Source organism: Microbacterium sp. 18062 (assembly GCF_902706225.1).
GTDB lineage: Bacteria > Actinomycetota > Actinomycetes > Actinomycetales > Microbacteriaceae > Microbacterium.
On the sequence record NZ_CACSKB010000004.1, the window covers coordinates 57,473 to 70,426 of the forward strand.

At 70.6% G+C, this 12,954-nt stretch carries 13 protein-coding genes and 1 tRNA gene; 2 read left to right on the forward strand and 12 right to left on the reverse strand.

Annotated elements, in window-relative coordinates; all coding sequences use genetic code 11:
- The first annotated feature begins 63 nt into the window (after positions 1-63).
- Both GVL03_RS02665 and GVL03_RS02670 read left to right on the forward strand, forming a co-directional pair.
- On the forward strand, positions 64-786 hold the full coding sequence (locus tag GVL03_RS02665; protein ID WP_159499237.1) for a LysE/ArgO family amino acid transporter: 723 nt from the start codon (positions 64-66) through the stop codon (positions 784-786).
- 181 nt (positions 787-967) lie between these two features.
- Positions 968-1,246 carry an acylphosphatase gene (locus GVL03_RS02670; RefSeq protein WP_159499239.1) on the forward strand — a complete coding sequence of 93 codons (279 nt, stop codon included), beginning with the start codon at positions 968-970 and terminating at the stop codon, positions 1,244-1,246.
- A gap of 159 nt (positions 1,247-1,405) precedes the next feature.
- Here GVL03_RS02670 and rplA read toward each other — a convergent pair whose 3' ends face one another.
- The 12 genes from rplA to gabT form a co-directional block, all read right to left on the reverse strand.
- Positions 1,406-2,098 carry a 50S ribosomal protein L1 gene (rplA, locus tag GVL03_RS02675; RefSeq protein ID WP_159499241.1) on the reverse strand — a complete coding sequence of 231 codons (693 nt, stop codon included), beginning with the start codon at positions 2,096-2,098 and terminating at the stop codon, positions 1,406-1,408.
- 13 nt (positions 2,099-2,111) lie between these two features.
- On the reverse strand, positions 2,112-2,543 hold the full coding sequence (rplK, locus tag GVL03_RS02680; RefSeq protein ID WP_159499243.1) for a 50S ribosomal protein L11: 432 nt from the start codon (positions 2,541-2,543) through the stop codon (positions 2,112-2,114).
- Positions 2,544-2,640: 97 nt separating this feature from the next.
- Complete coding sequence (nusG, locus tag GVL03_RS02685) at positions 2,641-3,735, reverse strand: transcription termination/antitermination protein NusG (protein ID WP_159499245.1); 1,095 nt, start codon at positions 3,733-3,735, stop codon at positions 2,641-2,643.
- A 49-nt stretch (positions 3,736-3,784) separates the two neighbouring features.
- Positions 3,785-4,051 carry a preprotein translocase subunit SecE gene (gene secE / locus GVL03_RS02690; RefSeq protein WP_159499247.1) on the reverse strand — a complete coding sequence of 89 codons (267 nt, stop codon included), beginning with the start codon at positions 4,049-4,051 and terminating at the stop codon, positions 3,785-3,787.
- 45 nt (positions 4,052-4,096) lie between these two features.
- A tRNA-Trp gene (locus GVL03_RS02695) sits at positions 4,097-4,169 on the reverse strand.
- 282 nt (positions 4,170-4,451) lie between these two features.
- Complete coding sequence (locus GVL03_RS02700) at positions 4,452-4,898, reverse strand: hypothetical protein (RefSeq protein WP_159499249.1); 447 nt, start codon at positions 4,896-4,898, stop codon at positions 4,452-4,454.
- The gene (locus GVL03_RS02705; RefSeq protein WP_159499251.1) at positions 4,895-5,839 is read right to left on the reverse strand and encodes a hypothetical protein; all 945 of its coding nucleotides are present in this window, start codon (positions 5,837-5,839) and stop codon (positions 4,895-4,897) included. Before GVL03_RS02705 ends, GVL03_RS02700 begins: the two co-directional genes overlap by 4 nt.
- A 372-nt stretch (positions 5,840-6,211) precedes the next feature.
- Entirely contained in the window at positions 6,212-7,576 is a 1,365-nt protein-coding gene (locus GVL03_RS02710) for an NAD-dependent succinate-semialdehyde dehydrogenase (protein ID WP_159499253.1), read from the reverse strand.
- On the reverse strand, positions 7,573-9,150 hold the full coding sequence (locus GVL03_RS02715; protein WP_159499255.1) for an APC family permease: 1,578 nt from the start codon (positions 9,148-9,150) through the stop codon (positions 7,573-7,575). Before GVL03_RS02715 ends, GVL03_RS02710 begins: the two co-directional genes overlap by 4 nt.
- A complete protein-coding gene (locus GVL03_RS02720) occupies positions 9,147-10,034 on the reverse strand; it encodes a universal stress protein (protein WP_159499257.1) in 888 nt (295 codons plus the stop codon). The genes GVL03_RS02715 and GVL03_RS02720 overlap by 4 nt, the downstream gene beginning before the upstream one ends.
- Positions 10,031-11,455, reverse strand: a complete 1,425-nt coding sequence (locus GVL03_RS02725) for an NAD(P)/FAD-dependent oxidoreductase (protein WP_159499259.1) — start codon at positions 11,453-11,455, stop codon at positions 10,031-10,033. The genes GVL03_RS02720 and GVL03_RS02725 overlap by 4 nt, the downstream gene beginning before the upstream one ends.
- A gap of 117 nt (positions 11,456-11,572) precedes the next feature.
- Positions 11,573-12,931: a 4-aminobutyrate--2-oxoglutarate transaminase gene (gabT, locus tag GVL03_RS02730; protein WP_159499261.1), complete on the reverse strand. Its 1,359-nt coding sequence runs from the start codon at positions 12,929-12,931 to the stop codon at positions 11,573-11,575.
- Between the last annotated feature and the right edge of the window lie 23 nt (positions 12,932-12,954).

The following is a 12,954-nucleotide window of genomic DNA, read 5'->3' on the forward strand; positions in this document are numbered from 1 at the left end:
GAGCTTATGTCGCCTGAGAAATAGTAGCTGGGCTTCACCTCGAGGGCGGCCTACGGTCGAGACATGACCACCGCGCTGCTCTCCGGATTCGTGTTGGGCCTGTCGCTCATCGTCGCGATCGGCGCGCAGAACCTCTTCGTGCTCCGCCAGGGGATCCGGCGCGAGAACATCCTGATCGTCGCGACCGTCTGCATCGTCTCGGACGCCCTGCTGATCCTGCTCGGGGTGTCGGGGATCGGTGCGCTGCTGCACTCGGTGCCGTGGCTGATCACCGTGGTGCGCTGGGCGGGGGCGGCGTTCCTCCTCGCCTACGCGTTCCTCGCCGCGCGACGAGCGTTCCGGCCGGGCGGCGAGGCTCTCCGGGTCGAGACGGCGGACGTCGCCGCATCCGCTCGATCGGCCGCTGACACCCCGGCCGCTGCCGCGGCGTCCGTGGCGGCCCGCACGGTGTTCTCACCGACGCCGACGGCCGCCTCGACGCCCGTCGGCCCGCGTTCGGCGCCGATCCCGGTTCTCCTGGCCTGTCTCGCGCTGACCTGGCTGAACCCGCACGTGTACCTGGACACCGTGTTCCTGCTCGGCTCGATCGCCGCGTCCCACGGCGACGTGCGCTGGTGGTTCGCCGTTGGAGCGGTCGCCGCGAGCACGGCCTGGTTCGTCTCACTCGCCTACGGGGCACGGCTCCTCGGCCGCTGGCTCGCGACGCCCCGGGCGTGGCGGATCCTCGACAGCGGCATCGCGGTCGTGATGACAGTGCTCGCCGTCGGCCTCGTGACCGCCGCCTGAAGCGAAAGTCTCCCCAGAGTGGGGAGATTTCGCTTCCTTCGTCGGTCGTCAGCGACCCCGGCCGCTGACCCGAAAGTCTCCCCGCCCCGGTCCTGTTGAACAAGCGCATTGCCTGGACTTTCCCCACCCCACGGAGCGCCCCCAGAGGCACGGAGAAGCTGATCCGGGGCACGATGGAGGCATGACCCGCGACATCCACGTCATCGTCCACGGCCGCGTCCAGGGCGTCGGCTACCGGTATGCCGCGCGTGCCGCCGCACTCCGCCTCGGCATCGCCGGATGGGTGCGGAATCGTGCGGATGGCACCGTGGAGGCGGAGTTGCGTGGCACGCTCACCGCCGTCGACGCGATGCTCGACTGGATGGCGACGGGCCCGCCGGGCGCGGGCGTCGCCCGGCTCGACATCTCGGACGCCGCGGCCTCCGCCGCATCCGGCTTCGACATCCGCCCGTCCGACTAGCCGCGCCCACGAGCCTCGCGAGAAACCACATCCGTCGCCATACTCGCCGCGATGCGTGGTGTCTCGGCGGCGATGTGGTTTCTCGCGGGGAGTGGGGGCCGCAACCGCGGAACGACGAAGGGCCCCGTCCGAAGACGGGGCCCTTCGCGCTGTCCGGCGTCAGGACAGCGAGTTGACGTCCAGCGGGATGCCGGGGCCGAACGTGGTCGACACGGCGCCCTTCTGGATATAGCGGCCCTTGGAGCTCGAGGGCTTGAGGCGGACGACCTCGTCGATCGCGGCCTGGATGTTCTCGTCGAGCTGCTCGGCCGAGAACGAGGCCTTGCCCACGACGAAGTGCACGTTGGCGTGCTTGTCGACGCGGAACTCGATCTTTCCGCCCTTGATCTCCTCGACGGCCTTGGCGGCGTTCGGGGTCACGGTGCCGGTCTTCGGGTTCGGCATCAGGCCGCGGGGGCCCAGCACCTTGCCGAGACGACCGACCTGGCCCATGAGCTCGGGCGTGGCGACGGCCGCGTCGAACGCGGTCCATCCGCCGGCGACCTTCTCGATGAGCTCGGTGCCGCCGACCTCGTCCGCGCCCGCGGCGATGGCGGCCTCGGCCGCCGGGCCCGTCGCGAAGACGATGACGCGGGCGGTCTTGCCCGTGCCGTGGGGCAGGATGACGGTGCCGCGCACCATCTGGTCGGCCTTGCGGGGGTCGACCGACAGCTTCAGCGCGACCTCGACGGTCGAGTCGAACTTCTTCGACCCGGTCTCCTTCGCCAGAGCGACGGCCTCACCGGGCGAGTAGAACTTGCCGGCCTCGATCTTCTCGGCGGCGGCGTGGTAAGCCTTGGACTTCGTAGCCATGTTCGTCTCTCCCTCAGTCCTCGACCGTGATGCCCATGGAACGGGCGGTGCCGGCGATGATCTTCGAGGCGGCCTCGATGTCGTTCGCGTTCAGGTCGGGCTGCTTCGCCTCGGCGATCTCGCGCACCTGCTCCTTGGTGAGCTTGGCAACCTTGGTCGTGTGCGGGGTCGGCGAGCCCTTGGCGACGCCGGCGGCCTTCTTGATGAGCTCGGCGGCCGGCGGGGTCTTCAGGATGAAGGTGAAGCTGCGGTCCTCGTAGACGGTGATCTCCACGGGGATGACGTTGCCGCGCTGCGACTCGGTCGCGGCGTTGTACGCCTTGCAGAACTCCATGATGTTGACGCCGTGCTGACCGAGCGCGGGCCCGATCGGCGGCGCCGGGTTGGCGGCGCCGGCCTTGATCTGAAGCTTGATCAGGCCGGTCACCTTCTTCTTGGGTGCCATTATTCTTTTCCTCTCGTCGAATCGGATGCGGCTGCATCCGGTTCTCCCGCGCGCCCGGCGGATCCGGGGCGCGGTGGCCTGTGGTGACGCCGGAGCGTCAGATCATCTTGGAGACCTGGTCGAACGACAGCTCGACCGGGGTCTCGCGCTCGAACAGCGACACGAGCACCGTGAGCTTGCCGCTCTCGGGCTTGATCTCACTGATCGATCCGGGAAGACCCGCGAACGAGCCCTCCTTGATCGTGATCGTCTCGCCGATCTCGTAGTCGACCTCGGCGGGGATGACGCGGGTCGCGGCCGGCGCGCCCTTCGCGGCGCCGCCCTTCGCGGGAGCGGTCTCCTTCACCTCGACGAGGGACTTCAGCATGTTGAAGGCCTCTTCGAAACGGAGCGGGGTCGGGTTGTGAGCATTTCCGACGAAGCCGGTCACACCGGGGGTGTGCCGCACGACCGACCAGGTGTCCTCGTTCAGCTCCATGCGCACGAGCACGTAGCCGGGGATCCGGACGCGCGTGACCATCTTGCGCTGCCCGTTCTTGATCTCGACGACGTCCTCCATGGGGACCTCGACCTGGTAGATGTCCTCTTCGACCTCGAGCGTGGACTTGCGCTGCTCGATGTTGGCCTTCACCTTGCGCTCGAAACCGGCGTAGGAGTGGATGACGTACCACTTGCCGGGGAGCGCGCGCAGTTCGGTGCGGAACGCCTCGTACGGGTCGTCGTCCTCGTCCTCGTCGTCGTCCGCGTCCTCGGCGGCGTCGACGACGGATGCGGCGGCATCCACGTCGGCGACGAGCTCGGGGTCGAGCACGGGGGCGTCGGGCTCACCGTTGATGTCGGGACCGTCGTAGGGTGTGACCTCGTCGGCCTCGCCGGCCTCGCGCTCCGCCTCTTCGTCGGCGAGCGACTCGGTGAGCACCTCGGCGGCGGCTTCGGCCTCGGCGGCCTGGTCGATCTCGAGTGCGTCGTTCACGATGGCGTCGGCCTCCGGGTCTTCGATGTCGATGTCTTCGAGTCCGGCGTCGTCCTCGTCATCCGAGTCGGGGTTCTCGATGTGGAGCGCGACGTGCTCGGCGGGCGCCACGGAACGCTCCTCGGCGGCGAGCACGTCGCCCTCCTGCGCCTCGTCGTCCTCACTGGACTGCTCGGCAGCGGTCGCCCAGTCGGCGTCGTCGGTGTATTTCTCAGACACTTACGTACTCTCTCGTTCGTGGGGCGGATCGATATCCGCGCGCGCGATCTCAGACGGCCGGAACGCCGAATACGACGGTCGTCAGCCAGACGAACAGCACGTCGAGGCCATACACCACCGCCATCATCACGACGACGAATCCCAGGACCACGCCGGTGAACTTCAGCAGTTCCCTGCGGGTCGGGGTGACGACCTTGCGGAGCTCTGCGAAGACCTGACGGATGAACACGACGATGCGCACGAAGAAGTTCGGCTTCTTCTCGCGCGTGGCGCCGCTTGCGGCGACGACCTCGCCCTTCGGTTCGTCCTGGACCATGCACCCACCTGAATCACTTGATGTGTGCCAGCATGCGCTGGCGCGCAGGGCGGACAGGAATCGAACCTGCAACCTGCGGTTTTGGAGACCGCTGCTCTGCCAATTGAGCTACCGCCCTAAAGACCCTGAGGTCTCGTGCCCGCACTCCTGCCGTGTCCGATCAGAGGGGATCGCCCGAAGCCGGGCACGGCGAAAGAATGCAGACTTCAACTGCACGACCAAGTGTACGGCATGGTCAGGACGCTCGCGAATGCCGGGGTGGCGCCGACGGCGGCGAGCCCAGCGGCCCGAGCACGGCGGCGGGGGCGTGGGCGATACGCCGGGCTGATGAGGCTGGGCCGGGGTGCCGGGCGGCATCGTGGTCGTCGTGCACGGGATCGTCGCGAGCGGGCGGCGTCCGTCACGACGGGAGGCAGGGGGTGAAGACCGCGATCACGAGCGCGGGACCGTCGGCCGTGAGCGCCACCACCACGTCGTCCTCCGAGATCCAGGCGTCCTGCTCCGCCGCGGCGGAGAGGATCGTCGTCCACTCCTCCGGGTCGAGCGTGTCGCCCAGGGAGTCGCGGATGCGGCGCGTCTCGCCGTCGTCCGCGGTGATCGACAGGGTGCCGGTGGCCGTGAACGCCGTCTGGGAACGATCGTCCTCGCCGGTGCACGCCTGCTCCGCGGCCTCCCCCGCCTCCAGGGTGCGGAGCACCGCGGGGTCGGTCTCGGCGGCCTGCTCCACGAGACCGTCGAACACCGCCCGGGCCTTCTCGGTCACCAGCTCGGGGTCGGGACCCGCGCATCCGGCCAGAAGCAGCACCGCCGACAGCGCGGCGACGGCGAGACCGCGTGCGGCCCTCACGGCCGCACCACCTCGCTGACCTCGTAGTCCTCGGACGCCGGCTCGGTCACCGGCACCCCGAGCGCGGCGAGGTGGTCGAGCAGCCAGCCGTCGTACCAGCCCTCGATCGAGCAGGGCGCGGACGTGTTCGCATACTGAGACGCAGGGATCCCGTACAGGTGCACCGCGCGACAGCTCGCGTCGGCCTCGAGCTCGGTGCCGTACGCGTCGCCGGAGACCCCGACCCGCTCGGCCGCGATGAACGCGGCGTAGTAGGTGTGGTATTGGTACCAGTGCATCACCTCGTGCACGAAGATCGCCCACACCCCCTGCTCGGTCCCCGGCTCCCAGGCGAGGAACACCGAGTTCGGGAACCTCGTGTCGAAGCATCCGCCGAGCACGAGCGTGTAGGGCCCGTCGTCGGCCGCCTGATAGCCGCAGTTGTCGACCCCGGCATCCAGCACCAGTTGCACCTGCGACGCTCCGATCGAGTCGAGGAACGCCCGCCCGGACGGATCGGCGCCCGGCATCGCCCCTCCGCCGGGATTGCCCGCCGAGACGCTCGGGGTCGCCGTGCCCGCCCGCCACTCGGCGGCCTGGGCCTGCTCGGAGTCCCAGGCCGATCGCGCCTCCCGGTAGGCCGCCCCCTGCTCCTCGATGCGCTGCGACACGTCGGCGAGACCGGAGAGCTCCGCCTCGATCACGTCCTGCTGCACGCCGCTCACGGTCCGCGCCGCCAGTGCCCGCTCGTGCGCGTCGACGAGCGCCCACGTCGTGGCGGCCGCGGCGCCGCCGAGCAGCAGGACCCCCGTGATCACCGAGAGGGCGATCCACAGCGCCCGGCGCGAGCGCCGCGGCGGCGGGAGCAGTTCGTCGGATGCGGCGTCTCCGGCGGTCGCGTCGGGCGACGCCGGGGAGACGAAGTCCGGCCCGTGTGCGGGCGTGAGCGTGGTCTGCGGCACGGGCGGGACGGCCGGAGTCGCGGGAGCGGTCGGGACAGGAGGGGTCGCCCCAGAGAGAGCCGGAGCCGCGGGCGCCTCGGGGAGAGGAGGAACCGCGGGCGCCTCGGGGAGAGGAGGAACCGCGGGCGCAGTCACCGGAAGCGGAGGAACGGCCGCATCCGGAGCGGGCACGGCATCGCCCCGCGGTCGGCGGCCGTCGGCGTCGCTCGGTTCACGCTCCTGCATCCGCCCATCATCTCCTGGAAACTCCGCCGGGAGCACCCGCGGCACGGTTCCCCCGTCACGGGCCGCGAGACTGCACGTGGGCGCCGAGAGAGCGGGGTAACCCCACGGTCTCGGCGCCCCGCTGCAGTCTCGCGGTCGAGGAAGGAGTCAGCCGGCCGTACGGACCAGCTTCTTGTTCACGAACTCGTCGGCCGCGAGCAGGCCCATCTCACGCGAGGTGCCCGAGCGCTTCACGCCGCCGAAGGGCAGCTCGGGCGAGTCGGCGAGCACGCAGTTGACGTAGACCATGCCCGCCTCGATGGCGTCCGCGAGCCGCTCGGCCTGCGCGGGGTCGGTCGTGAAGACGTACGACCCCAGACCGAAGGCGGTGTCGTTCGCGAGCCGCACGGCCTCGTCCTCGCCCGCGACGCGATAGACGACGCCGGCCGGCCCGAAGAGCTCCTCGCGGTACACGTCCATCTCCGGCGTGACGTCCGTGAGCACGGTGGGCGCGTAGAACGCGCCGTCGCGGGTGCCCCCGGCGACGAGACGGGCGCCCTGCGCCACGGCCCGGTCGACCTGCTGCTCGAGGCGCTTCGCCGCGGTGAGCGACGAGAGCGGCCCGAGCACGGTGTCGTCTGCGAACGGGTCGCCGACCTTCGCCGCGGTCATCGCTGCGGTGAACTTCTCGAGGAAGGGCTCGTACAACTCGTCCGCCACGATGAAGCGCTTCGGCGCGTTGCAGGACTGGCCGTTGTTGTCGAGCCGCGCCTCGACCGCCGCGGAGACCGTGGCGTCGAGGTCGGGCGTCGAGAGCACGATGAACGGGTCGGAGCCGCCGAGCTCCAGCGCCACCTTCTTCAGGTGCCGGCCGGCCAGTTCCGCCACCGCAGCGCCGGCGCGCTCGGAGCCGGTCACCGAGACGCCCTGCACCCGCGGGTCGGCGATGACGGTCGCCGCCTGGTCGTTGGTCGCGTAGAGATTGACGTACGCGCCCTCGGGGAAGCCGGCGTCCGCGTAGATCCGCTCGATCGCGGCCGACGACTCCGGGCACTGCGGGGCGTGCTTGAGAAGGATGGTGTTGCCCAGCACGAGGTTGGGAGCGGCGAAGCGCGCCACCTGGTAGTACGGGAAGTTCCAGGGCATGATCCCGAGGAGCACGCCGATCGGGGCCTTGCGCACGACCGCGGTGCCGTCTCCGAGGATGTCGAGCGGCTGGTCGGCCGTGATCGTCTCCGCATTGTCGGCGTAGAACTCGGTGATGTCGGCGGCGAAGTCGACCTCGCCTAGGGCCGCCTCGGTGGTCTTGCCCATCTCCCGGACGATGATCTCGGCGAGCTCCTCGCGACGCTCGCGGTGCAGCCCGGCGGCGCGGCGGACCAGCTCGGCACGCTCGGCGACCGGGGTCTGCCGCCACGTGCGGAACGCCGCATCCGCCACCGCGATCTTCTTCTCCACCTCGTCGTCGCCGAGGGTTGGGTAGGTGGCGAGGGTCTCGCCCGTCGCCGGGTTGACGACCGCGTAGTCGCTCATGCGTCCTCCTTGTGTGGGGTGTTCTCGCGCCGGGCTCGGCGCAGACTCGGGGGTGCGTCCAACGACAGCGTCTCACCCCGGAAGAAGGCGGGACTCCTCACGGCCTGCCAGATCATGATGACGACGCCGACGAGGATGACGGTGACCCCGAGGACGAAGACGAGTCCGACGCCGGCGATGTTGGAGCCGCTCCCGTAGCCGGGGTCCATGCTGTCGATGAGGGTGCGGACGAACAGCACCGCGAGGATGACGCCGCCCACGAGAGGGAACAGCAGCGTGAAGAAGACGTTCCGCGCCGAGTCGAACCACTGCCGGCGGAAGTACCAGACGCAGGCGAACGCGGTGAGCCCGTAGTAGAAGCAGATCATCATGCCGAGCGCGGTGATCGTGTCCCAGAGCACGTTCTCGCTGATGAACCGCATGACGGCGTAGAAGGCGGACGCCACGACCGCCGAGACGATCGTCGCGACGCCCGGCGTGAAGAACCGCGGGTGGACCTTCGCCAGGGCGGGCGGCAGCGCGCCGTAGTGTCCCATGGCGAGCAGGGTACGCGCCGGGGAGACGAAGGTCGACTGCAGCGAGGAGGCGGAGCTGGTGAGCACGGCGAGCGAGACCAGGAACGCGAGCGGCCCGAGGATGGGGCCGGACAGCGCGAAGAACACGTTGCTCTGGATGTCCTCGTTGCCGAGGCCGTACTCCCCCGTGCCGACGCCCGCGTACATGATCAGCGAGACGGCGAGGAGCAGATACAGCGCGACGATGATGATCACCGTCAGCGTCGCCGCCCGCCCCGGCGTCTTGTCGGGGTCCCTGGTCTCCTCGTTCATCGTGAGGGTGACGTCCCAGCCCCAGAAGATGAAGATCGAGAGCGAGAGCCCGGCCACGAGAGCGGTGACCGACGACACCGCGAACGGGTCGAACCAGGAGATGTCGAACGGCGTGGCGTCGAAGGCGCTGCCGTTCAGGGTCGCCACGATCGCGGCGCCGGCGAAGAAGACGAGCACCAGCACCTGGAAACCGACCAGGAAGTACTGCAGCTTCTGGGTGGTCTGCATGTCGCGGTACGACACGAGGGTCGCACCCAGCATGAAGAGGAGACACACCGCGACGTTGATGAGCGGTTCGAACGCGAGGTCCGCGATCGCCGGGATGTTCGTGATCTGCGCGATCAGCAGGAACAGGAACTCGACCGCGATGCCGGCGAGGTTCGAGAGCACGAGGATGGTGGCCGCGATCAGCCCCCAGCCCGCCATCCAGCCGATCCACGGGCCGAACGCGCGCGTCGCCCAGGTGAACGACGTGCCCGAGTCCGGCATCCGGTTGTTCAGCTCGCGGTACCCGAAGGCGACGAGCAGCATCGGGATGAAGCCGACGAGCATGATCGCAGGAACCTGCACCCCGACCTCGGAGACGGTGGGGCCGAGCGCCGCGGTGAGGGTGTAGGCGGGTGCGATGCAGGAGATGCCGATGACGATCGCGCCGATGAGCCCCACCGTGCCGGCGCTCAGCCCCTTCCTGGAGAGCCCCCCGGTCTCGGTGGACGACGCGGCGGCCTGCCGTTCGGGTGCGCTCATGATCGAGCTCCTTCCACGCCGCGCGTGCGCGGGACGACGACCATGGGGACGGGCAGGACGTGCAGCATCTTCGCGGCGGTCGAGCCGAGGAAGAGCCGTCTGGGCTGCGCGAGCCGGCTGGATCCGACCATCGCCAGCTCGGTGGGCTGCCAGTCGATCTGCTGCACCGCTTCCTCGATGTCGGCGCCGGACGCGGTGACGACCTCCGCCTCGACGCCGGCCGGGAGCGCGGCACGCGCCTGGGCGAGCACGGCCTCGGCGTGGGAGTCGCCCATCAGCCGGATCACGCCCGTGTCGACGCCAGCGGGAAGATCGACCGTCGCGAGCGACAGCAGACGCAGCGGGGCGGCGGTGGCCACCGCGAGCGCGACGGCCTCCGCCAGCAGCACGTCGCCGCCGGGGCGGGTGCCGATCGCCGCGGTGATCCGCCGCACCCCGGCGGATGCCGCGATCTTCCGCGCGCCCTCCGGGGCGAGCACGACCGGGACGTCGGAGTAGTGCATGAGCTCGTTCGCGACCGTCCCGAGCCGGTGCCGCCCGCGCAGGCCCCCGTTCGCCGCGCCGACGACGATGTGCGAGGCGTCCGACTCGTCGGCCACCGCCACGAGCCCCTCGGCGAACGACTCGGCGTACCGCACGTGCCGGCGGTGCTCGAGATCGCCCGGGACGGTCTCGGCGGCGCGGTCGAGCCATCCTCTCGCCGTCTCGCTCAGGTGACGGTCGTAGCCCGCGTCGGGCGGGGTGATGACCGAGCGCTCGTCGCTCGGCAGCACCATGACGAGATCGAGCGCCGCACCGGCGGCGAGGGCCAGCCGCACGCCGAGCGCGAGCGCGTCCGAGCCCGCCTCGGTGGCGGTGTAGCCGACGACGACGGGGCCGGTCATGTCCGCAGCTCCGTCACGATGGTCTCGGCGACGAGGCGCCCCATCCGGATCGCGCCGTCGACGTGCTGGTACCCGGCGCCCGCCAGATCGCTGCACGCGAGGTGGACGGGACCGACGGGCGTGCGCAGGTCCGCGCCGTAGCGGTGCAGGCCCCCGAGGTCGAAGCTCGCCGCGTATGCGCCGCGCGTCCACTCCTCGCTGCCCCAGTCGCTCTCGTAGTAGACCAGGGGGTCCTTCGCCTCGGGGCCGTAGTAGTGCGACAGCGACTCGAGGATGCGTTCCTTGCGCTCCTCGGCGGAGAGGCGGAACACGTCGTCGGCGTGCCGGTCGGACACGAAGCCGACGAGCGTGCCCCTCTCGTCGCCGTGGTTGGTGTTGTCGTAGGCCTCGTGCGACAGCTCGTACGGGCTGAACGCCGTGCCCGACAGCCCCTGCTCGCGCCAGAACGGCCGGTCGTAGACGGCGTGCACCTTGATCACGAAGCCCATCGAGATGTGCTGATGCATCTGCTGCTGCAGACGCGGCAGCGCGGGCACGAACGAGATCCGCTCGTAGAGCACGGGGGCGAGGGCCAGGACGGCGCGGCGCGCGTGCACCGTCACCCCGTCCGCGACCGCGGTGACGCCGTCCGCGGTCCACTCGAGCGTGCGCACCGGCTGATCCAGGAACACGTCGTCGCCCAGGCGCTCCGCCAGCAGGATCGGCACCTGCTGGAGGCCGCCCACCACGCGCTTGTCGAGGATGAAGTCGGCGTCGACCAGGTTCGAGAAGCTGCCCGCGCTCGCGGCCATCAGCAGCGCCTGCAGGGCGGAGAAGGCGTGCGGGGGCTTGGTCAGCATCGCACCCGCGATGAACAGGGCGATGTTGTCGATCGCCTCGCGGTCGTCGGTCTGCTGCTCAAGCCAGGCCTGGAACGAGATCTCGTCGAGGGCCCGCGCGTCGGGGGTCTCCCACGGCCGGTCGGGGTCGACCCGGGCGACCAGCGCATCGAGCCGCTCGATGAGCGAGGTCATGACCTGCTCGGTCTCCGGCGCGACGGGGAAGATCTCGCCGGTGAACCGGGTGAGCGTGCCCTCGGCGTCGATGTAGACGCTGTCGCCCTCGCGGTAGCGGCTGTACGTCTCGAGTCCGAGGTCGGCGAGCGTGTCGATCAGCGCGTCCTGGTCGGGCGAGACCCACTGGCCGCCGATCTCGAGCACGGCGCCGTCGACGACGTCGGTCCACAGGCGCCCGCCCACGCGGTCCCGTGCCTCGAGCACCGCGACCGAGAGTCCGGCCCTCTTCAGCTCGTTCGCTGCGGTGAGACCGGCGGCGCCGGCCCCGATGACGACGACGTCCCGCCTCAGCGCCCCAGGGTCGCCGACGCGGGACAGACCCGAGATCTCCTCCGAGGATTCTCGTGTCGCTTCGGTCGAACTCATGTCACTCCTTCGTGTTGCCGCATCCGCACCCGCGAATGCGCGATCCTTCGCCGAGCGCACCGCGTCGGCCGGAGCCGACATCGTGCATCCGGCGCCGCGTCGTCGGTCCGACGCCGCTCACTGTGCCGCGTTCAGGGCAGCGGCCACCACGTCCAACCCCTCGTTCAGCAGGTCGTCGCCGATCGACAGCGGCGGCAGGAAGCGGATGACGTTGCCGTAGGTGCCGCAGGTGAGCACGATCACGCCCTCGGCGATGGACGCCCTGGCGACGGATGCGGCCAGCGCCGCGTCCGGCTCGCCGGTTCCGGGCACCACGAACTCCGCGGCGATCATCGCGCCCCTGCCGCGCACGTCGCCGATCCGCGGGTCGGCGACCTGGAGCGCCCGCAGCCGGCGGGTGAGGACGGCGCCGACCTCGCGGGCGCGCTCGATGAGCCCGTCGTTCTCGAACACATCGATCGCGGCGAGCGCGGCCGCGCAGGCGATCGGGTTGCCGCCGTAGGTGCCGCCGAGGCCCCCGGCGTGGGAGGCGTCCATGATCTCGGCGCGCCCCGTGACGGCCGCGAGCGGCAGGCCCGCGGCGATGCCCTTGGCGGTGGTGAGGAGATCCGGCACGATGCCGAAGACGTCGCTCGCGAACATCTCGCCCGTGCGGGCGAACCCGGTCTGCACCTCGTCGGCGATGAAGACGACGCCGTTCTCGCGACACCACCGCACGAGCTCCTCGAGGAAGCCCTCGGCGGGGACGATGAAGCCGCCCTCGCCCTGGATCGGCTCGATGACGACGGCGGCGAGGTTGTCGGCGCCCACCTGCTTCTCGATCACCGAGATCGTCCGGCGGGCGGCCTCGGGCCCGGTCAGACCGTCGCGATAGGGGTACGAGAGGGGCGCGCGGTACACGTCGGCGGCGAACGGCCCGAAGCCGCTCTTGTACGGCATGGCCTTGGCGGTGAGCGCCATCGTCAGGTTCGTGCGTCCGTGGTAGGCGTGGTCGAACGCGACGACCGCGCTCCTGCGGGTGTGCTTGCGGGCGATCTTCACCGCGTTCTCGACCGCCTCGGCGCCGGAGTTGAACAGAGCCGTCTTCTTCGCGTGGTCGCCGGGGGTCAGCCGGTTGAGGGACTCGGCGACCGCCACGTACGACTCGTAGGGAGAGATCATGAAGCAGGTGTGGGTGAACTGCGCCACCTGCGCCCGCACGGCCTCGACGACCTTCGGGTGCGCGTTGCCGACGGTCGTGACCGCGATGCCCGAGCCGAGGTCGATCAGCGAGTTGCCGTCGGCGTCGACCACGACGCCGCCGCCCGCCGCGACCGCGTGGACCGGGACGGTGTGCCCGACGCCCGATGGCACCGCATCGGCCTTGCGCTCCAGCAGCTCCTGCGAGCGGGGGCCGGGGATCGCGGTGACGAGGCGGCGCTCCTGCGCGAGCGAGGGGCCGCCCACGGGCACGGTGGTGACGTCGGTGAGACTCATGGCCGCGAGCGTACGACCGCCGC

Excerpts from the sequence above, each read along its gene's own strand:
- GVL03_RS02715 (WP_159499255.1), bottom strand. The coding sequence starts at position 9,150 with ATGAGCGCACCCGAACGGCAGGCCGCCGCGTCGTCCACCGAGACCGGG.
- GVL03_RS02720 (WP_159499257.1), bottom strand. The coding sequence starts at position 10,034 with ATGACCGGCCCCGTCGTCGTCGGCTACACCGCCACCGAGGCGGGCTCG.
- GVL03_RS02670 (WP_159499239.1), top strand. The coding sequence starts at position 968 with ATGACCCGCGACATCCACGTCATCGTCCACGGCCGCGTCCAGGGCGTC.
- rplK (WP_159499243.1), bottom strand. The coding sequence starts at position 2,543 with ATGGCACCCAAGAAGAAGGTGACCGGCCTGATCAAGCTTCAGATCAAG.
- GVL03_RS02710 (WP_159499253.1), bottom strand. The coding sequence starts at position 7,576 with ATGAGCGACTACGCGGTCGTCAACCCGGCGACGGGCGAGACCCTCGCC.
- secE (WP_159499247.1), bottom strand. The coding sequence starts at position 4,051 with ATGGTCCAGGACGAACCGAAGGGCGAGGTCGTCGCCGCAAGCGGCGCC.
- rplA (WP_159499241.1), bottom strand. The coding sequence starts at position 2,098 with ATGGCTACGAAGTCCAAGGCTTACCACGCCGCCGCCGAGAAGATCGAG.
- gabT (WP_159499261.1), bottom strand. The coding sequence starts at position 12,931 with ATGAGTCTCACCGACGTCACCACCGTGCCCGTGGGCGGCCCCTCGCTC.
- GVL03_RS02665 (WP_159499237.1), top strand. The coding sequence starts at position 64 with ATGACCACCGCGCTGCTCTCCGGATTCGTGTTGGGCCTGTCGCTCATC.
- GVL03_RS02725 (WP_159499259.1), bottom strand. The coding sequence starts at position 11,455 with ATGAGTTCGACCGAAGCGACACGAGAATCCTCGGAGGAGATCTCGGGT.